Origin of the sequence: Salisediminibacterium halotolerans, assembly GCF_003814815.1 — a bacterium.
In the GTDB taxonomy this organism is placed as follows: domain Bacteria; phylum Bacillota; class Bacilli; order Bacillales; family Salisediminibacteriaceae; genus Salisediminibacterium; species Salisediminibacterium halotolerans.
On sequence record NZ_RKQQ01000003.1, the window covers coordinates 294,157 to 315,535 of the forward strand.

Consider the following 21,379-nt stretch of genomic DNA (forward strand, 5'->3'; position numbering starts at 1 on the left):
AACATCATGAACACATTTTTAGCGGTTATTATTATCTTCGGCGCCCTCGTTTTCATCCATGAGTGGGGGCATTTAATATTTGCCAAACGGGCGGGAATTCTTTGCCGGGAATTCGCGATCGGGTTTGGTCCGAAAATTTTCTCGTTTACGAGAAACGAAACGGTTTATACGATCCGCCTGCTACCGCTCGGGGGATTTGTCCGGATGGCCGGAGAAGACCCGGAAACGGTACAAATTAAGCCGGGTTATGAGATCGGCTTAATTTTCAACGGGGAAAACCGTGTTCAAAAGCTGATCATTAATAACAAATCGAAGCATCCTGACTGCAAAATCATTCAAATTGAAAAAATCGACTTAGAACATGATTTAACTGTGAGCGGCTATGTCGATGAAGACGAATTCGTCACGTACGAAATCGACGACAAAGCTGTTTATGTTTACGATCAAATCGCTACGCAAATCGCGCCTTACGACCGGCAGTTCGCTTCAAAATCCGTCGGGAAACGTGCGCTCGCAATCGTAGCCGGTCCGATGATGAACTTTGTACTCGCCGTATTTGCCTTCATGGCCTATGCAATGCTTGCCGGCATGCCGGTTGACGAACCGCAAGTCGGCGGATTAACCGATGACGGCCCGGCGCTTGCTGCCGGTTTGGAAGAAGGCGATGAAATCATCGCGATTGACGGGCAAACGTTCGATTCTTGGGAAGAGATGACGATGTATATCATGGATCGTCCGCACGAAGAAATGACGGTTGAATATGAACGGGACGGAGAGACGTCAACGGTAGATTTAACGGCAGATGCGCGCGAAGGCCCGGAAGATGAAGAAGAGGGCGTAATCGGCGTCTATGCCCCGACGGAACACTCGATTACAGGTTCAATATTATTCGGGTTCACGCAAACTTATGAAACAACTGTGCTTATATTTGAAGCACTCGGCATGTTAATTACCGGGCAGTTCAGCCTTGATGCATTGGCCGGACCGGTGGGGATTTATAATTATACCGGCGAAGTCGTCGCCATGGGCGTCCTGATTTTGCTGCAATGGGCCGGTATTTTAAGCGTCAATTTGGGCATTATCAATATGCTTCCGTTACCAGCGTTAGACGGCGGAAGGTTAATGTTTATCGGTTTAGAAGCCGTCAGAGGCAAACCGATCGATCCGCAAAAAGAAGGTATGGTTCACTTTCTCGGATTTGCTTTGTTAATGCTGTTAATGATTGCCGTTACATGGAACGACATTAATAAATTTTTCCTTTGATGCTGACGGTTTATACGGCAGCTACACAACAATAAAACAGAGGTGGCTCATCAATGAGACAAAGTACGTATTTAGCGCCAACATTGCGTGATGTTCCAAATGATGCTGACGTTGTCAGCCATCAATTAATGCTTCGAGCGGGACTGATTCGCCAAAGCACGTCCGGAGTTTATTCTTTTCTTCCGCTCGGTATGAAAGTGTTAAAAAAGGTTGAAGAGATTATCCGCGAAGAAATGAACAATGCCGGCGGCCAGGAAATGCTGATGCCGTCGATCCAGCCGGCGGAGCTTTGGCAGGAATCAGGCCGTTGGGATGACTACGGCCCAGAACTGATGCGGGTCAAAGACCGTCATGAACGGGAATTTGCTTTAGGCCCGACGCACGAAGAAGTCATTACATCAATTGTAAAAGATGCGGTGAATTCATATAAACGGCTGCCGATGAATTTGTATCAAATCCAGACAAAATTTCGTGATGAACGGCGCCCGCGATTCGGGGTGCTGCGCGGACGGGAGTTTCTCATGAAAGATGCTTATTCATTTGATACAGATTTTGCCGGGCTCGACGAAAGCTATCAAACGATGTATGACGCTTACACGCGTATTTTCACCCGCTGCGGTCTGGATTTTCGCGCGGTTGTGGCGGACTCCGGCGCGATGGGCGGAAAGGATACGCATGAGTTTATGGTATTAACGAGTGTCGGCGAAGATACGATTGCTTATTCAGACAGCTCAGAATATGCAGCCAATATTGAAATTGCCGAGGTCAACAAGGTGTATCCGGCTGACGAAGAGGCGCCGAAAGAATTGACAAAGGCAGCGACTCCCGGACAAAAAACGATCGAAGAAGTAGCTGCTTATTTGAACACAGCGGCTGAAAAATGCCTGAAAACAATACTTACAACCGTGGATGAGAAGCCTGTATTAATTTTGGTGCGCGGAGATCACGAGATAAACGACGTGAAAATAAAGCACCATTTGGATGCCCGCTCAGTCGAATTTGCTACCGAGACTGAGACAAAATCATGGCTTCGGGCTGAGCCGGGTTACCTCGGTCCAGTCGATGTACCTAAAGACATTCCCGTGATCGCCGATCATGCTGTAAAGAGTTTAGTGAATGCTGTTTGCGGTGCGAATGAAACCGATGTTCACTTTGTCAATGTCAATCCGTCGCGAGATTTTCGCGTCGATGAGTATGCCGATGTCCGGATGATCCAAGAAGGCGACCCGTCTCCGGACGGCCAAGGAACGATCCGTTTTAAAGAGGGCATTGAAGTCGGTCATGTGTTTAAGCTCGGAACGAAGTACAGCGAGGCGTTGGGAGCGACGTATTTAAATGATCAAGGGAAATCGCAGCCGATTGTGATGGGATCATACGGAATCGGTGTTTCACGGACGGTAGCGGCGATTATCGAACAGCATCATGATGAGGACGGCATTATATGGCCTTCTTCCGTTGCGCCTTTTGACGTTCATGTGATTCCGGTTAACACAAAACAAGAAGAGCAAAAACATCTCGCCGAAGAGCTTTACAGTGAATTAAATCGAAGCGGCTGGGATGTTTTGCTCGATGATCGCCAGGAACGGCCCGGTGTGAAGTTTAAAGATGCGGACCTTTTTGGCATGCCGCTTCGCATCACAGTCGGAAAGCGGGCTGCGGAAGGTTACGTAGAAGTGAAAGTCCGCCGAACGGGCGAGGTTATTGAGCTTCATCGCGACGAGCTCACGCAACTAAAGCAATATGTATAAACATGTCACTGGTATCCTCATTCAGGATGCCAGTGACGTTTCCTTAGAACGTTTATGCATGATCTAGGAGGAAAAGCATGTCTGCAGATTTACATATACGAAAAGAGCGGTTTCAGCTGTTAATGGAACAAGTCGCTATGCCGGATGACATCGTCCAGACGTATGTGCAAGAGGCCTATATTGACAGGCTGGATGTATACAAAACGACGAAGAAATGGCATTTTTCGTTCGTTTTGCCGCAAATGCTCCCGTATGAAACGTATGAACGTTTTCGCGCGCGAATTGTCGACGGGCTTCAGCATATTGCTGACGTGTCATTTACTGTGCAGTACGAGCGCGTGCCTGAGCTGGAGAAGCGTTTACAGGAGTACTGGCCGTTTATAATCCAGCAGCTGCGCGCTTATACGAACGGACTGATCCATCGCTTGGAATCTCAAGATCCGCAAGTAAAAAACAATACGATCGTTTTGGCATGTATAAACGAAACCGAACAAGAAATGATTCAGCGCCGGGTCAATGAACCGCTGCAGCAAACGCTGCAGGCGGCAGGGTTTGGCGAGATGGCTCTTGAGGTCGTCATTAAAGAATCGGAAGAAGAAGTTGCCCGTTTTAATGAACAGAAAAAAGAGGAAGATCATTTTCAAGTTGTTGAAGCGATGAAGGAAAAGCAAAAACAAGCGGAAAAGCTGAAAGAAGAAGACAGTTCCCGTCCGCTTGAGCTCGGTTACGCGATAAAAGAAGACCCGTCGCCGATCCGCGATATTCAAGAAGAAGAGAAAAAAGCGACGATCCAAGGCTTCGTATTTGACGCAGAACTGAAAGAATTGAAAAGCGGGCGTACGCTGTTAACATTTAAAATTACCGATTATACCGATTCGATCATGGTGAAAATGTTTACAAGCGGCAAAGAAGGAAAAGAAGATCTCGCTGTTTTTGAACAGATCAAAAAAGGCATTTGGCTTAAGGTTTGCGGGGGAGTGCAGTACGACACGTTTATCCGTGACCTGACCTTGATGGGCCGCGATCTTAAACAAATTGTTCCTGATACGAAAGAAGATCTTGCGCCTGAAGGAGAAAAGCGGGTTGAATGGCATCTTCACTCCCCGATGAGCCAGATGGACGCAGTGACGTCGATGAAGGATTATGTAAAAAAAGCGAAATCATGGGGACATGAGGCGATCGCGATCACGGATCATTCCGTTCTCCAAGGTTATCCGGAAGCCTACAGCGCGGGAAAGGCAAACGATATCAAAATTATTTACGGCGTGGAAGCCAACTTAGTCGATGACGGTGTGCCGGTTGCTTACCAGCCTCAGGGCCGGGAGCTGACAGACGATACGTACGTCGTTTTTGATGTTGAAACGACGGGTCTGTCTGCTGTCTACAACAAGATTATTGAGCTGGCGGCTGTCAAGGTGAAAGACGGAGAAGTGATCGACCGCTTCGAAAGCTTCGCCGATCCGCATGAGAAATTAAGCCCGACGATCATCGATTTAACCGGGATCACCGATGATATGGTTGAAGGACAGCCTGAAATCGGCGATGTGCTTCGGGACTTTCGGGAGTGGTGTGAAGATTCCATTCTTGTTGCGCATAATGCCGGTTTTGATATGGCCTTTTTGAACGCCGGCTACCAGGCTGCCGGCTTGGAGAAAGCGGCCAACCCCGTGATTGACACGCTCGAATTAGCCCGGACGCTGTATCCGTCATTTAAAAATTACCGGCTGAATACGCTTTGTAAAAAGTTTAATATCGAACTTGTTTCCCACCACCGGGCGATTTATGATGCTGAAGCGACGGGACATTTACTCTGGAAGATGGTGAAAGACGCGGTCGCAAAAGGAATCACGACCGACAGCGCCTTAAATGAGCAAAGTTCGGCGGATGATTTTAAAAAGCAGCGCCCGTCTCATTGCACGATTTATGCGCAAAATAAGCAGGGGCTGAAAAATTTGTATAAACTCGTTTCGCATGCGCACATTCACTACTTTTTCCGGGTGCCGCGCATTCCGAAATCCGAGTTGGCGAAATACCGCGAAGGGCTTGTGATCGGATCCGCCTGTGATCAAGGTGAAGTGTTTGATGCCCTCTTGCAAAAATCGCCGGAAGAAGTCGAAGAAATCGCTGATTTTTATGATTTTCTTGAGGTGCAGCCGCCGCAAAATTACGTTCACTTGCTTGAAAAAGAGATCGTCCGCGATGAGCTGGAACTTCGCAAAGTGATCAAAAATCTCCTTGCTCTCGGTGAAAAATTAGATAAACCTGTCATTGCAACGGGCAACGTCCATTATTTGCAGGAAGAAGACCACGTTTACCGAAAAATATTAATCGCTTCGCAAGGAGGCGCTAATCCGTTAAACAACCGGACGCAGCCGCCGGTGCATTTTCGCACGACTGACGAGATGCTCGACTGTTTTTCGTTTTTATCAGAGGAAAAAGCGCATGAAATTGTCGTGAAAAACAGCCGGGAGATGGCGGAGCAAATGGAAGAGATCAAACCGATTCCGGATGACCTTTACACCCCGCATATTGAAGGGGCGGATGAAGAGATGCGGGAAATGTGCTATTCAATGGCGAAAAGCATATACGGCGATCCGCTCCCGGAACTCGTAGAAGACAGGCTGGAAAAGGAATTAACGAGTATTATCCGCAACGGGTTCTCCGTGATTTATTTGATCTCACAAAAACTCGTAAAAAAATCGCTTGAAGACGGCTATCTTGTCGGTTCGCGCGGTTCCGTCGGTTCAAGTTTTGTTGCCACGATGACGGAAATTACCGAAGTGAATCCGCTGCCGCCCCATTACGTCTGTCCGTCGTGCCGCCATTCATACTTTTTCAATGACGGCTCTGTCGGTTCCGGCTACGATTTGCCGGATAAAAATTGTGAACATTGCGGCGAAGCGTATAATAAAGACGGTCATGACATTCCGTTTGAGACGTTCTTAGGATTTAAAGGCGACAAAGTGCCGGATATCGATTTGAATTTCTCGGGTGAGTATCAGCCGATTGCGCATAACTATACGAAGGAACTGTTCGGTGAAGATTTCGTTTACCGGGCGGGTACAATCGGTACGGTTGCAGATAAGACGGCCTACGGTTTTGTCAAAGGGTACGAAAGCGACCACGGCATGAACTTGAAAAATGCGGAAATTGACCGGCTAGTGTCCGGATGCACCGGGGTGAAACGGACGACAGGCCAGCATCCCGGCGGCATCATTGTCGTACCCGATCATTTAGATATTTATGACTTCTCGCCGATTCAGTATCCGGCGGATGACAAAGAATCGGAATGGAAAACGACGCATTTTGACTTCCATTCGATTCATGACAACTTATTAAAACTTGATATACTCGGGCACGACGATCCGACAGTGATCCGCATGCTTCAGGATTTAAGCGGGATCGACCCGCTGAACATTCCCGTCGACGATCCGGAAGTCTTTAAATTATTTTCCGGGACGGAAGCGCTCGGGGTCAATCCCGATCAAATTATGTGCCAGACAGGCACGTACGGCATCCCGGAATTCGGCACCAGGTTCGTCCGGCAAATGTTGGAAGAGACAAAGCCGACGACATTCAGCGAACTCGTGCAAATTTCCGGTTTGTCACACGGCAGCGACGTGTGGCTCAATAATGCAGCAGATTTGATTGCTGCCGGCACGTGCGAACTGAAAGATGTCATCGGCTGCCGCGACGACATTATGGTTTATTTAATCTATCAGGGGGTTGAACATTCGCTCGCCTTTAAAATTATGGAATTTGTCCGCAAAGGTAAAGGACTGGAGCCGGAGTGGATTGAGGAAATGAAAAAAAACGGTGTGCCGGATTGGTATATTGATTCATGCTTAAAAATCAAATACATGTTTCCGAAAGCGCACGCAACTGCTTATGTATTAATGGCCATCCGGATCGCGTACTTTAAAGTTCATCATCCGATTTTATTCTATGCAGCATACTTTACTGTGCGGGCAGGAGATTTTGAGCTCGATACGATGATCCGCGGGTCGAAGACGATCCGCAAACGTATCGAAGAAATTCATAACAAAGGACTTGATGCTTCGCCGAAAGAAAAAAGTGTCGTGACAGTGCTTGAATTAGCGCTGGAAATGAGCGAGCGCGGGTACTCGTTCCAAAAAGTTGACCTGTACCGTTCGAAAGCATCTGAATTTCTTGTTGAAGGAGATACGCTGATCCCGCCGTTTGATGCTATTACCGGCGTGGGGACAAACGCGGCGATCAACATGGTTAATGCCAGAGACGGCAATGAATTCTTATCTAAAGAAGATTTGCAAAAACGGACGAAAATCACGAAGACAGTGCTTGAAAGTTTGGACGAACACGGCTGTCTGGAAGGACTGCCTGATTCGAACCAACTGTCGTTGTTTTAACGGCGCCGCTGTTTGCATGCTGAAGGTCAGTATGATATATTATTTAGGGACTAGCAGAAAAGAAGCGACCGAAGAGTGGGGGCAACCCACTCTTTTCTTTGCACTTATGGCCGTTTACTAAGTTTTTTAACTGACGATTCCCTGAAAACGGCTGTTTAAAAGGAGGGAAATGTATGAGCAGTAATATTCCATCCCAAGTTGAGGCGTTGGCTGAACCCGTCGCCGATGAAATGAATCTGGAAGTCGTGGATGTCGAATTCAAAAAAGAAGGGAAAAACTGGTTCTTGCGGGTGTTTATTGACGGCGAAAACGGCGTCGATCTTGATGATTGCACGTCCGTCAGCGAACGCTTGAGCGAGGTTTTAGACCAGCATGATTTTATTGAACAGGCATATTATTTGGAAGTTTCGTCTCCCGGCGCTGAACGCCCGTTAAAGAAAGCATCGGATATGGAGAAGGCGGTCGGGAAGAACGTTCATTTAACGATGTATGCGCCGGTCAACGGCGAAAAAATGCTCGAAGGCAAGCTGACGTCTTTTGACGGGGAGAAACTGCTGATTGAACGGCGGGTTAAGACGCGCTCAGAGACGGTTGAAGTTCCGTATAACAAAGTAGCCAGCGCGCGTCTCGCGGTTGTGTTTTAATATTTTCGGCTTTATGTGTGATCATTGAAAGGGGGACGGCTCTCCATGAATAGTGAATTTATGGATGCATTAGCAACCATCGAGAAAGATAAAGGAATAGACAAAGAAATTATTTTAGAAGCGATTGAACAGGCCTTGATTACCGGCTATAAGCGCAATTTCAATTCCGCGCAAAACGTGCGGGTTGAAGTGAACCGCGATGACGGTCAAGTGCGTGTCTTTGCACGCAAACAAGTTGTCGAAGAAGTGTTTGACGTGAGACTGGAAATTTCACTTGATGAAGCAAGAGAAATCAATCCGCATTATGAAGTCGACGACATTGTAGAAATCGAAGTGACGCCGCGGGATTTCGGCCGCATTGCTGCTCAAACAGCGAAACAAGTTGTCACGCAGCGGGTCCGTGAAGCGGAGCGGGGGATTATATTTTCTGATTTCATCGATCGCGAAGAAGATATCATGACCGGCATTGTCCAGCGGCAAGACCACCGGTTTATCTATGTAGATCTGGGCAAAGTTGAAGCGCTCATGCCGCTGAGTGAACAGATGCCGACAGAAACTTACCGTCACAACGACCGAATAAAAGCGTTCATAACAAAAGTAGAAAAAACGACGAAAGGGCCGCAAATTATGATATCGCGGACGCACCCCGGGTTGTTAAAGCGCTTGTTTGAACTGGAAGTGCCGGAAATTTACGACGGAACCGTTGAGGTGAAGTCGGTATCCCGCGAAGCCGGCGAACGCTCCAAAATCTCCGTCCATGCTGAAGACCCTGAAGTAGATCCGGTAGGTTCATGCGTCGGCCCGCAAGGACATCGGGTGCAAACGATCGTCGACGAGTTAAAAGGAGAGAAAATTGATATCGTCCGCTGGTCGGAAGATCCGAAAGTTTACGTATCGAATGCGCTCAGCCCGTCGAAAGTGCTGCACGTTTCGGTAAACGAAGAAGAAAAAATGACACAAGTGATTGTGCCTGATTATCAGCTGTCGTTAGCGATCGGCAAGCGCGGACAAAACGCCCGGCTTGCAGCAAAATTGACCGGCTGGAAGATTGATATTAAAAGCGAATCCGAAGCAGAGGAAGCTGGCATTTATCCAGTTGAAGACGATGCTTTTGCCGAAGATGATGAATTAGAATCGAGCATCTCGTTTGAAGAATTGGAAAATGAATTTTTCGAACCTTCATCCGCGGATTCAGCCGAAGTAGAAGCTGATGATGAAGAAGATTGGTTTATGGATGAAGATGATGAGAAATAAAGGAGTGAACTGAGATGAGCAGCAAGAAAAAAACTCCGCTGCGAAAATGTGTCATCACTCAAGAAATGAAGCCGAAAAAAGAGTTAATACGTGTCGTCCGTTCGCCTGAAGGGGACGTTTTTATCGATCCGACGTCAAAAAAATCAGGACGCGGCGCGTATATTTCCAACGACAGAGATGTCATTAAACAGGCGCGCGATACGAATCGTTTGCAAAAACATTTAAACGCGGAAGTTCCTGAGGCAATTTATGATGAGCTGATAAAAATTTATGAACGGAGTTTATTATAATGGCCGGTTCTGTATTGTCTTTTCTCGGCTTAATTCAGCGGGCAGGAAAATTGGCAACAGGAGAAGAAACCGTGATAAAGGCAATCCAGGCACAAACTGCGAAGCACGTTATCATCGCTTCGGATGCATCAGCATCAACGAGGAAAAAAGTGACGGATAAATGCACGTTTTATCAAATCCCGTGGACGATTCTGACCGATCGCGCGACGATCGGCCGAGCGATCGGAAAAGAGGCACGGGTCACATTGGCGATTTTAGACGAAGGCTTCGCCGTAAAATTTCGCTCATACGAATAAGAGCAGCGGGTCCGGACACAGTAAACCGGTATCCGGAGGATTACGGGAGGTATGTATATGACAAAAAAACGTATTTATGAATACGCAAAAGAAAAAAATTTAACGAGCAAAGAGGTTGTAAACCAATTAAAAAATATTGGTGTGAACGTAACAAATCACATGAGTGTGATCACTGACGAAACGATTCAAAAGCTTGAACAGAGCGGCAAGCCAAAAGCTGAAACAGAACAGCCGGCCAAAAAACCGGCTGGTTCAGCGCCTGCCGACAAGCAGCAGACGCCGTCTGCCGGTGACAAAAACAAGCAAAATGCATCCGCACAAAAAAGCGGCTCTGCGAAGCAAGCGAGCGGCGAACAGAAAAAATCCGGCAATCAAAAACAAGCTAAAAATCAACAAAAGCCGCAAGCGAAAAATGCCAACAAAGGCCGTTCAAACGATCGAAGTCAAAAGGGCGGCAAGCCGGCGAACAAGAAAAAAGAACAGCCGCTTCCGGAAAAAATTGTCTATCAAGCCCCGCTGACTGTCGGCGAATTCGCCGAAAAAATTCGCCGCGAGCCGTCTGAACTGATTAAAAAGCTGATGGCTTTAGGCGTTATGGCAACGAAAAACCAAGAATTAGATAAAGATTCGGTTGAAGTCCTCGCCGAAGATTACGGAATTGTTGCTGAGGAAGAAGTCGTTGTCGATGAATCTGATTTCGAATCGATCATCGAAGAGGACGACCCGGCAAAATTGGTTGAACGTCCGCCGGTTGTGACAATCATGGGGCACGTCGACCACGGGAAAACTACGCTTTTAGACAGTATTCGCCACACGAAAGTTACAGCCGGCGAAGCAGGCGGTATTACCCAGCACATCGGCGCATATCAAGTCGAAGAAAGCGGCAAAAAAATTACGTTTCTTGACACACCGGGCCACGCAGCGTTCACGACGATGCGTGCACGGGGAGCGCAAGCTACAGATATCACGATTCTTGTCGTTGCAGCAGATGACGGTGTCATGCCGCAGACAGTGGAAGCGATCAATCATGCGAAAGCAGCAGAAGTGCCGATTATCGTCGCTGTGAACAAGATTGATAAAGAAGGAGCCAACCCGGACCGGGTAATGCAAGAATTGACCGAGCACGGACTCGTCGCAGAAGCGTGGGGCGGAGACACGATTTTTGTCAACGTCTCGGCGCTCAGCTCACAGGGCATCGATGAGCTTCTCGAGATGATTTTGCTCGTGGCTGAAGTGGAAGAACTGACAGCCAATCCGGACAAAGTTGCTCACGGGACAGTTGTCGAAGCCGAGCTGGACAAAGGGAAAGGCCCGCTTGCAACACTGCTCGTTCAGGGCGGCACTTTGCATGTCGGCGATCCGATCGTCGTCGGCAACACGTTCGGAAAAGTGCGGGCAATGGTTAACGATGTCGGACGCCGTGTTAAAGAGGCGCTTCCGTCGCAGCCGGTTGAAATTACCGGCTTAAACGGAGTGCCGCAAGCAGGCGATCAGTTCCAGGTGTTTAAAGATGAGAAAAAAGCCCGTCAAATCGGGGAAGCACGCGCCTCAAAGCAGCGCGAAGCACAGCGCAAAGAATCGTCGAGCCTCAGCCTAGACGACTTGTTTGAGCAAATTCAGCAAGGAGACATTAAAGAAATTAATGTTATTGTCAAAGCAGACGTGCAAGGTTCTGCGGAAGCGATGAAAGGCTCGCTTGAAAAGATTGAAGTTCAAGGCGTCAAAGTTAACATTATTCATACCGGTGTCGGCGCGATCGCAGAATCAGATATCATTTTGGCTTCGGCTTCAAACGCGATCGTCATCGGCTTTAATGTCCGCCCGGATGCGAATGCGAAACGGACAGCTGATGCTGAAAAAGTGGACATCCGCTTGCACCGCGTCATTTATGATGCGATCGAAGAAGTAGAATCGGCGATGAAAGGCATGCTCGATCCTGTATATGAAGAGAAAGTGATCGGACAAGTGGAAGTCCGCCAAATCATTAAGATCTCGAAAATCGGGGCGATCGCCGGTTCATACGTTCTTGAAGGCAAAGTCACCCGCGATTCAGGTGTGCGTGTCATCCGCGACGGTGTTGTCGTCCACGAAGGAAAAATTAAAGATTTGAAACGATTTAAAGACGATGTTAAAGAAGTTGCCCGCAACTACGAATGCGGCATTACCCTGGAAAACTTTAACGACGTTAAAGAAGGCGATATTATCGAAGCTTATGTGATGGAAGAGATTAAGCAGCAGTGATTATCGGTACAATGATTGTAGAGGCGACGCTTTACGAGGCGTCGTCTTTGAAAGCGAAACGGTCTGTTGTTAAAAGTATTTCAACGCGAATAAAGCAGAAATATAATGTTTCGATCGCTGAAACGGGCCATCAAGAAGCCTGGCAGCGGGTTCAGTGGTCAATCGTCTCCGTCGGCAATCAGCGCAAGCTCGTTGAAGCAGAATTGGAACGAAGTCTTGCGCTGATCGAATCGTCGGCTGAGCTGGAAGTCATCCATGTTCAGCGGGAAATGGTATAAGAAAAACAATCGGTTCATGCTGACTGTTTGCGCAAATAAAACCAGCATGAACTGCGGTTTGAAGGAGTGAGGCCAAATGGCAAATGTTCGAGCCAATCGTGTCGGCGAACAGATAAAAAAAGAGCTCACTGACATTATTCAACGGGAAATGAAAGATCCGCGCATCGGTTTTGTAACAGTTACCGGTGTAGATGTCACCGGTGATTTGCAACAGGCGAAAGCGTTCGTCACCGTTTACGGCGATGAGGAGGAGCGCCGGCAATCGCTGGACGGATTAGAGAAGGCGAAAGGCTTTATCCGCTCAGAAATCGGCCAGCGTATCCAGCTTCGCAAAACGCCGGAGCTCGAATTTGAGTTTGATGAAAGTATTGAACGCGGAAACCGGATTGAAGAATTGCTGCGGAAGTTAAATGATGAGGAATAAGCGGAAAAAAGAGATGGATCTTTAATCTGTCTCTTTTTTTCCATCTGTTCAATGCAACGTCTGAGAAAGGGCTGACATGTAAATGGATCAACAAAAAACCGGTATTGTACCGTTATGGAAACCTCGCGGAATGACATCCTTTCAGGCCGTCAAAGAAGTCGGCCGTCTGCTCGGTACGAAAAAAGCCGGCCATACAGGTACGCTTGACCCTGAGGTAGACGGAGTGTTGCCGATCTGTATCGGCCGCGCGACAAAATTGGTTGAGTATTTAACCGCGGAGGAAAAGGTTTATCACGGGGAAGTGACGATCGGATTTTCAACGACAACAGAAGATCAAACCGGAGAGATAGTTACCGAAGCTGTACCGGAGGAACTTTTTAATTCGGCAGACCTTGAGCATGTCTTCACATCATTGACCGGAACGATTACCCAAACCCCGCCGATGTATTCTGCTGTAAAAGTAAAAGGCAAGCGGCTCTATGAATACGCCCGTAATGGAGAAACGATCGAACGCCCTTCCCGGCAGGTTACGATTTACTCGCTGGCGCTGTTAAATGCACCGCGGCGAAATACGGACGGGACAGTGTCGCTATCGTTTCGTGCCCGTTGTTCGAAAGGGACGTACATAAGAACATTGGCCGTTTCAATTGGCGAAAAGTTAGGTTTCCCTGCGCATATGTCTAAACTGACGAGGGAGGCTTCCGGTTTTTTCGCTGCGGATATGTGTTTGACGCTGGATCAGCTGAAGCAATCTGTTTTATCAGGCCGATTGGATGAATGCCTCGTTTCCGTTGAAGAAGCATTAAAAATGTATCCGGCTGTCACCGTTTCCGAAAAAGACGCGGGCAAAGTTTTACAGGGAGCGATTTTGCCCCTGCCCGAAGGAATATCGTTCGAAGACGATCCGTTTTTAGCTGTCTTTTCTCCGAATGGGACGTGCTTGGCGCTTTACAAGCAGGATGACAAAAGAGCAGGAAAAATGAAACCGGAAAAAATGATCCGGACGGTTGATCATCCCGGGTAACTCAATCATGCAAAGAGGTGTTGCTGCATATGGAAATAATCCGCTTAAAACATCCGGTCTCGCCGCTGAATTTACCGCCGATTTCTGTTGCGCTCGGTTTTTTTGACGGGGTGCACTTAGGTCATCGCTCCGTTATTCAAAAAGCAAAAGATGAGGCTGAAAAAAAAGGGTATAAATCGGCAGTCATGACGTTTTACCCGCATCCGAAAGAAGTATTGCAGCGCGAGCAAAATACCGTTGTCCAATACTTAACCCCGCTTCCTGAAAAAGAACAATTGATTGCTGATTTAAACGTTGATTATTTGTTTATCGTTGAATTTGATGCTCACTTTGCCGAGCTGTCGCCGCAGCAGTTTGTCGACCGCTATTTAATCGGGTTGAACATCCATCACGTCGCCGCCGGTTTTGATTACACTTACGGGCGTCTCGGAAAAGGAACGATGGAAACGCTGATCTTTCATTCGCGGGGAAAATTTACGCAAACTACTGTTTCCGAACAAGCTGTTAACGGTGAAAAAATCAGTTCAACGGCGATTCGAAACGAATTGAAAGCTGGAAACATTCGCCGGGCGGCCGCGTATTTAGGCAGGGAATTTAAGCTCTCCGGCATTGTGCAGACTGGCGATCAGCGCGGACGGACGATCGGATTTCCGACAGCGAACATTGCTCCTTCGCCGAAAGTGCTGATACCGGCTCCGGGTGTTTATGCCGTTCGGTTTTTTTGTGAGGGACAGATGTATGACGGTGTATGCAACATCGGCTACAAACCGACGTTTAACGAGGAAAAACCGGAGGTACCGACCATCGAGGTTCATATTTTCGACTTTGCCCGCGATATTTACGGCCGGGAAGCTTCCGTTTATTTTGCCGAATATTTGCGCGGAGAAATTTCGTTTGACTCTGTCGACGAGCTCATCCGTCAAATGCAATTGGACAGTGAAAAAGCCAAAGAGATTTTAAAGCAGTAAATTTTTTTGCTGCTCTTGCATTGTCCAGGGACAGATAGTATGATTAGAAATGTTACGAACCAATGCTTGGCAGTGCGAGTCACCGACGCATGCTCGGCAATTGGCGATTATAGTAAAGGAGGTGACCAGGGATGGCACTTACAAAAGAACGCAAAAATGAACTGATTGAACAGTTCAAAACACACGAGAACGATACCGGATCACCGGAAGTTCAAGTGGCTATCCTTACGGAGCAAATCACAACATTGAACGATCACTTGCGCACGCACAAACAAGATCACCATTCACGCCGCGGGCTGTTGAAAATGGTCGGTCAGCGCCGCAACTTGCTGACGTATTTGCGTAACAAAGATGTTGTACGTTACCGTAACTTAGTGGACCAGCTCGGTCTGCGCCGATAAGATGAGACGAAAAGCGGGAGCTCTACTCCCGCTTTTTCTTATGGCTTTAAACGGATGATTCTTAAATTGTTTCATCATGGTAATTTTTTTGATATGATATACGAGATTGAGTCTTTCCCTGTTTTAGTAAGCAGAGAATATACATATAAAAAACGAAATGAACTTTGAAAAGCTCATGGAGTGAGAGGGGTAAAAGATATTATGAGTGAAGAAAAACAAGTTTTTACAATGGATTGGGCTGGACGTACACTGACGTTTGAAATCGGTCAATTCGCCCAACAAGCAAACGGCGCGGTGATGGTCCGTTACGGGGATACGACGGTGCTGTCAACGGCGACCGGGTCAAAAGAACCGAAAGATTTGCCGTTTTTCCCGTTAACAGTTAATTATGAAGAGCGTCTGTACGCTGCCGGGAAGATTCCGGGCGGATTCATTAAACGCGAAGGGCGGCCGAGCGATCATGCTGTCTTGACGTCTCGCCTGATTGACCGTCCGATTCGCCCGCTTTTCCCTGACGGATACCGCAACGATGTTCAGGTTATTTCCATGGTTATGAGTAATGATCAAGACTGCTCGCCGGAAATGGCAGCGATGATCGGTTCGTCGATGGCCTTGTCCATTTCCGATATCCCGTTTGAAGGACCGATTGCCGGTGTCACTGTCGGGAGAGTCGGCGGCGAATTCGTTATCAACCCGAGCACAGCGCAAATGGAAGAGAGCGATATTGAATTGATTGTTGCCGGTACGAAGCATGCGATCAATATGGTTGAAGCGGGAGCGAATGAAATTCCTGAAGACGTAATGCTCGATGCGATCATGTTCGGACACGAAGAAATCAAACGTCTCGTTGCTTTTCAAGAAGAGGTTATTGCGCAAACAGGCAAACCGAAAATGGAAGTATCTTTAGCCGTGAACGATGCCGATTTAACGGAAGATGTGCGTGAAAAGGCGCTCGAACCGTTAACGAAAGCAGCGACAGTTGTTGAAAAAGCGGCGCGGGAAGAGGCGATTGAAGACGTTTTTGCCTCGATTGCCGACGAGTATGCAAGTGAAAATGAAGATGAAGACCGCTCGAAAGAAGTGCGCAATATTTTAGATAAACTCTTAAAAGAAGTCGTTCGCAAGTTAATCACGCAAAACAATATCCGCCCGGATGGACGGAAAATTGATGAAATCCGTCCGCTCGCCTCTGAAGTTGATCTGCTGCAGCGCACGCACGGCTCAGCTATGTTCACACGCGGTCAAACACAGGCGCTCAGTGTTTGCACGCTCGGAGCGCTCGGTGATATGCAGGTGCTCGACGGACTCGGTATTGAAGAGTCCAAACGATTTATGCACCATTATAATTTTCCGCTCTTCAGTGTCGGTGAAACAGGACCGATCCGAGGACCGGGACGCCGCGAAATCGGTCACGGTGCTTTAGGTGAACGGGCATTGGAGAAAGTGATTCCGCCTGAAGAAGAATTCCCGTACACGATACGGCTCGTTTCCGAAGTGTTGGAATCCAACGGTTCTACCTCGCAAGCAAGTATATGTGCAAGTACAATGGCGATGATGGCAGCAGGTGTTCCGTTGACTTCACCGGTTGCAGGAATTGCGATGGGACTTGTCAAACACGAAGATGATGTTGCTGTTCTGACAGACATCCAAGGTATTGAAGATGCTCTCGGGGACATGGACTTTAAAGTCGCCGGCACAGATAAAGGTGTAACAGCTTTACAAATGGATATCAAAATTGACGGCATTGACAAACAAGTTCTCCAAGAAGCGTTGCGACAAGCTCAAGACGGACGGATGAAGATCTTGAACAATATGCTGTCAGCGATTCCGCAAGTGCGCGACGAACTCAGTCCGTATGCACCGAAAATCATGACGATGAAAATTAATTCGGATAAAATCCGCGACGTGATCGGACCGAACGGTAAAACCATTAATAAAATCATCGAAGATACCGGTGTGAAAATCGATATTGAGCAAGACGGCACGGTCTTTATTTCGTCGACAGACGCTGCCAAAAATGAAGAAGCGAAAAAAACGATTGAAGATCTCGTGCGCGAAGTTGAAGTCGGAGCAACTTACCTTGGTACCGTAAAACGAATTGAAAAGTTCGGTGCATTTGTCGAAGTCTTCAAAGGCAAGGACGGCTTAGTTCATATTTCTCAGCTGGCCAATGAACGCGTCGGCAAGGTCGAGGATGTTGTGTCGATCGGCGATGAACTGCTTGTCAAAGTCACGGAGATTGACAGTCAAGGACGCGTGAACTTGTCGCATAAAGATGCGTTGAATGAAGAGAAAAAAGAGACAGAAGGATAAAAACGAGATTCGGCCTTTTCGGGCCGAATTTTTTTGCATTTTCGGATGATTGTATTGATGGTATGATAAACAATGAGAACGGCCGTCTGTATGGCAAACTGTCTGCGTTTATTTTTAGGAGGATTATTGTGGTAGAACGTTATGTAAGCGACAACGGCCTTCGGGTCGTTTATGAACCGATAGAACATGTCCGAAGTGTCGCCATAGGAATCTGGGTTCATACCGGCTCGAGGTATGAAACGGCTGGCACGAGAGGAATGGCTCATTTTATTGAACACATGCTTTTTAAAGGGACGAAAACCCGCTCAGCTCAACAAATTGCCGAAGAGTTTGATGCTGTCGGCGGACAGGTAAACGCGATGACATCAAAAGAGTATACATGTTTTTATGCGAAAGTGATGGATACGCACGCTGAAAAAGCGCTCGATATACTCGCGGATATGTTTTTTAACTCCGTTTTTGACCCTGACGAGATGGAAAAAGAAAAGCAAGTGATTTATGAGGAAATGAGTATGTATGAAGATGAGCCGGATGATTTAGCTCTTGAAATGCTCAGCGAAGCGGTCTATCAAGATCATTCACTTGCAGCGCCGATATTAGGGACGAGAGCATCGGTTGCCTCGTTTACCCGTGACGGCGTCATCGCGTATATGAACGACCAATATCATGCCGGGAATGTCGTGATCTCGATCAGCGGACACGTCGGCGATGATATTGTCGAAGCGGCACAGGATCGTTTTTCGCCGTTAGCTTCAGGTTTCGGCAACACGAGCTTGCTTGCGCCGCATTTTATCCCCGGGCAAGCCGTAAGGCAAAAAGAAACCGAACAGGCGCATATTTGTCTCGGTTATGAAGGCGTGTCTTTACAAAACGAGCAAATGTACGCGATGGTGCTGTTAAATAATGCTGTGGGCGGAAGCATGAGCAGCAGACTGTTTCAAGAAATCCGCGAAAACCGCGGGTTGGCTTATTCGGTCTTTTCGTTTAATGCAGCTTATCAAGATACCGGGATGTTCACCGTTTATGCCGGAGCGCGTCACGATCAGCTCGATGAAGTGTACGCCGCTTCAATGGACATTCTCGATAACGTGAGCGCTAAAGGATTGACGGAAAAAGAATGGCAAAACGGAAAAGAGCAGTTGAAGGGAAATTTAATGCTCGGTTTGGAAAGCACGTCGAGCCGGATGAACCGCAACGGCAAAAATGAGTTGCTGCTTAACAAACACCGCTCGCTTGATGAAGTCATTTCGCGAATCGACGAAGTGACGATGAGTGATATTCAGCTTACAGCTGCCGCTGTTTTCAGCTCTGAACACGCTTCAGCAGTGGTCAGTGAAACCGGCGAACTTCCAGGAAAAATCAGTCATTATTCAGCTCGTCCGCTGCCGAAATAACGTCGATTTGTTGCGGGAAATAAGGAGCGGTCATAAAAACGGACAGAACGAAACCGTATGTCGGCACTTAACGGCAGGCGCGACTTCCGTTATAATAAGACCAGTACGATTAAAATGAGGAATACACAATTCGAAAGGGGAATACAAACATGTCAGAAGAAGCTGTTCACGTAGCGGTACTTGGGGCCACAGGCGCTGTCGGCAAACAAATGCTCGAAACGCTCGACCGGCACAATTTTCCGCTGGCCTCGCTTAAATTATTGTCTTCAAAAAGATCTGCCGGGAAAACAATTGAGTTTCGCGGTCAAACATACACAGTTGAGGAAGCGACACCAGAGTCGTTTGATAACGTTGACCTCGCCTTATTCAGCGCCGGGGGATCTGTCTCGAAGGCGCTCGCTCAAGAAGCAGTGAACCGCGGGGCGGTTGTCGTCGATAATACGAGCGCTTTTCGGATGGATCCGACTGTCCCGTTAGTTGTACCGGAAGTGAATGAAAACGAGCTGCAAAATCATAACGGAATCATTGCTAATCCGAATTGTTCGACGATTCAAATGGTTGCGGCTTTGGAACCGATTCGGCAAAAAGCAGGCTTGAAGCGCGTAATTGTATCCACGTACCAAGCCGTTTCCGGAGCTGGAAACGATGCGGTTGATGAAATGTATGAACAGACGCAGCAAATCTTAAACAAAGAGCCGATCGACCCGCAAGTCCTTCCGGTCGGATCGGATAAAAAACATTACCAAATCGCTTTTAATGCCGTTCCGCAAATCGATGTTTTTCAAGACAACGGTTATACGTTTGAAGAGATGAAAATGGTCAATGAGACGAAAAAAATCATGAATGATGCGGAGCTTTCTGTTGCAGCGACTTGCGTCCGCCTTCCGGTGGAGACAGGCCATTCGGAATCTGTTTATATCGAAACAGAAAGCGCAGATTTGACTGCAGAACAAATCAAAGAACTGATGACAGAAGCCCCGGGCATCACGCTGCAAGACGATCCGTCACAGCAAGTGTACCCGCTTGCTTCTGATGCACACGGAAAAGAAGATATTTTCGTCGGCCGGATCCGCAAAGACTTAGATGATCCGTGCGGATTTCATTTCTGGGTCGTTGCAGACAACCTGTTAAAAGGGGCTGCGCTGAACTCTGTGCAAATTGCCCAATCTTTGCTGAAAATGGGTCTGTTGCAAAAATAATCGCTGATAAAGGAAGATGAGAAGCATGAGAATTATCGTACAAAAATTCGGCGGCACATCGCTGCAGTCAGAAGAAGCGAGAAATGCAGCAGCAGAGAGGGTGATTGAAGCCGTCCGTGAAGGGTATAAAGTTGTCGCTGTTGTATCGGCAATGGGCCGAAGCGGTGATCCGTATGCGACGGACACGCTGATGGAGCTTGTCGGCGGCATTCAATCCACTGTCACAAAACAGGATCAAGATTTGCTTCTTTCTTGCGGAGAAACGATTTCATCCGTTGTTTTTTCCGGCCTTCTTCAGTCGAAAGGATTGCGCTCGATGGCTATGAATGGCGCACAGGCCGGTTTTCGCACAACGGAACAATACGGAGATGCGAAAATTCTCGACATGAAAACAGACGGCGTAAAAGCTGCATTGGCGGAGCGCGACGTTGTTGTTGTCACCGGTTTTCAAGGGGAAACGGTAAAAGGAACGATTGCTACGCTTGGACGCGGAGGATCCGACACATCCGCGACGGCTTTAGGCGCATCACTGCAAGCTGAGGTTATCGATATTTTCACAGATGTTGCCGGCGTGATGACAGCCGATCCGAGAATCGTCCCTGATGCGCGGACACTCTCCTCGGTTACTTATAATGAAATCAGCAACTTGGCTCACCAGGGTGCCAAAGTTATTCACCCGCGCGCCGTCGAAGTTGCGATGCAAGCAGAAGTGCCGATCCGCATCCGCTCGCTGTTTGACGACGGACGCGGCACGCTCGTTTCGAGCACAACGGCTGCCGGGTTGGGCCGCGATCTCGAAGAACGCCCGGTAACCGGGATCGCTCACGTATCCGGCCTGGCCCAAGTAAATGTTGATTTGACCGGACTCGAAACAGCGAAAACGACAGCAGCTGTCTTTCAGGGAATGGCTGATTCCGGGATTTCTGTCGATTTCATTACGATTCAGCCTGACTTCGTCCAGTTCACCGTGCCGAATCATTTGATTCAAACAGCTGAAAGCGTGCTGACAAACATCGGCATAGAGGTGACGTTTCTGGAAGGGTGTACGAAGGTGTCGGCCGTCGGTGCGGGCATGACCGGTGTTCCCGGAATAACAGCAAGTATCGTGCAAGCATTGGCGGATGAAAATATTTCCATTTTGCAATCAGCAGACTCCCATACCACGATATGGGTGCTCGTGAAAGAGACAGAGATGAAGAAGGCTGTGAATGCCCTTCATCGAGCATTTTTAATCGAAGAAGAGGGGGAATAAGC

Annotated in this window: 17 protein-coding genes; all 17 read left to right on the top strand. The window is 47.9% G+C overall.

Annotation, left to right across the window (positions count from 1 at the left end; genetic code table 11):
* The first annotated feature begins 6 nt into the window (after positions 1–6).
* Positions 7–1,263, top strand: coding sequence for an RIP metalloprotease RseP (rseP, locus tag EDD67_RS07270; protein ID WP_121439640.1), 1,257 nt, complete (start codon positions 7–9; stop codon positions 1,261–1,263).
* Positions 1,264–1,316: 53 nt separating this feature from the next.
* Positions 1,317–3,011, top strand: a complete 1,695-nt coding sequence (locus EDD67_RS07275; protein WP_121439639.1) for a proline--tRNA ligase — start codon at positions 1,317–1,319, stop codon at positions 3,009–3,011.
* Between the two features lie 77 nt (positions 3,012–3,088).
* Complete coding sequence (locus EDD67_RS07280) at positions 3,089–7,399, top strand: PolC-type DNA polymerase III (RefSeq protein ID WP_121439638.1); 4,311 nt, start codon at positions 3,089–3,091, stop codon at positions 7,397–7,399.
* 173 nt (positions 7,400–7,572) lie between these two features.
* Complete coding sequence (gene rimP, locus EDD67_RS07285; RefSeq protein WP_121439637.1) at positions 7,573–8,043, top strand: ribosome maturation factor RimP; 471 nt, start codon at positions 7,573–7,575, stop codon at positions 8,041–8,043.
* A 45-nt stretch (positions 8,044–8,088) separates the two neighbouring features.
* A complete protein-coding gene (nusA, locus tag EDD67_RS07290) occupies positions 8,089–9,297 on the top strand; it encodes a transcription termination factor NusA (protein WP_093071838.1) in 1,209 nt (402 codons plus the stop codon).
* Between the two features lie 14 nt (positions 9,298–9,311).
* On the top strand, positions 9,312–9,587 hold the full coding sequence (gene rnpM, locus EDD67_RS07295) for an RNase P modulator RnpM (protein ID WP_121439636.1): 276 nt from the start codon (positions 9,312–9,314) through the stop codon (positions 9,585–9,587).
* A complete protein-coding gene (locus tag EDD67_RS07300) occupies positions 9,587–9,883 on the top strand; it encodes a YlxQ family RNA-binding protein (RefSeq protein ID WP_093071840.1) in 297 nt (98 codons plus the stop codon). Before rnpM ends, EDD67_RS07300 begins: the two co-directional genes overlap by 1 nt.
* Positions 9,884–9,940: 57 nt before the next feature.
* The gene (infB, locus tag EDD67_RS07305) at positions 9,941–12,124 is read left to right on the top strand and encodes a translation initiation factor IF-2 (RefSeq protein ID WP_121439635.1); all 2,184 of its coding nucleotides are present in this window, start codon (positions 9,941–9,943) and stop codon (positions 12,122–12,124) included.
* Complete coding sequence (locus tag EDD67_RS07310; protein ID WP_318272026.1) at positions 12,121–12,402, top strand: DUF503 domain-containing protein; 282 nt, start codon at positions 12,121–12,123, stop codon at positions 12,400–12,402. Before infB ends, EDD67_RS07310 begins: the two co-directional genes overlap by 4 nt.
* Positions 12,403–12,478: 76 nt before the next feature.
* The gene (gene rbfA, locus EDD67_RS07315) at positions 12,479–12,826 is read left to right on the top strand and encodes a 30S ribosome-binding factor RbfA (protein ID WP_093071842.1); all 348 of its coding nucleotides are present in this window, start codon (positions 12,479–12,481) and stop codon (positions 12,824–12,826) included.
* Positions 12,827–12,908: 82 nt separating this feature from the next.
* On the top strand, positions 12,909–13,850 hold the full coding sequence (gene truB / locus EDD67_RS07320; RefSeq protein ID WP_121439634.1) for a tRNA pseudouridine(55) synthase TruB: 942 nt from the start codon (positions 12,909–12,911) through the stop codon (positions 13,848–13,850).
* Positions 13,851–13,879: 29 nt separating this feature from the next.
* Positions 13,880–14,818 (top strand): bifunctional riboflavin kinase/FAD synthetase, encoded by a 939-nt coding sequence (locus EDD67_RS07325; RefSeq protein ID WP_121439633.1) that lies wholly within the window; start codon positions 13,880–13,882, stop codon positions 14,816–14,818.
* Positions 14,819–14,949: 131 nt separating this feature from the next.
* Entirely contained in the window at positions 14,950–15,219 is a 270-nt protein-coding gene (gene rpsO / locus EDD67_RS07330; protein WP_093071845.1) for a 30S ribosomal protein S15, read from the top strand.
* Positions 15,220–15,420: 201 nt separating this feature from the next.
* A complete protein-coding gene (pnp, locus tag EDD67_RS07335) occupies positions 15,421–17,532 on the top strand; it encodes a polyribonucleotide nucleotidyltransferase (RefSeq protein ID WP_121439632.1) in 2,112 nt (703 codons plus the stop codon).
* A gap of 128 nt (positions 17,533–17,660) precedes the next feature.
* On the top strand, positions 17,661–18,926 hold the full coding sequence (locus EDD67_RS07340) for a M16 family metallopeptidase (protein WP_121439631.1): 1,266 nt from the start codon (positions 17,661–17,663) through the stop codon (positions 18,924–18,926).
* 149 nt (positions 18,927–19,075) lie between these two features.
* Complete coding sequence (locus EDD67_RS07345) at positions 19,076–20,125, top strand: aspartate-semialdehyde dehydrogenase (protein WP_093071848.1); 1,050 nt, start codon at positions 19,076–19,078, stop codon at positions 20,123–20,125.
* Positions 20,126–20,150: 25 nt separating this feature from the next.
* Positions 20,151–21,377, top strand: a complete 1,227-nt coding sequence (dapG, locus tag EDD67_RS07350; RefSeq protein ID WP_121439630.1) for an aspartate kinase — start codon at positions 20,151–20,153, stop codon at positions 21,375–21,377.
* Positions 21,378–21,379: the final 2 nt, after the last annotated feature.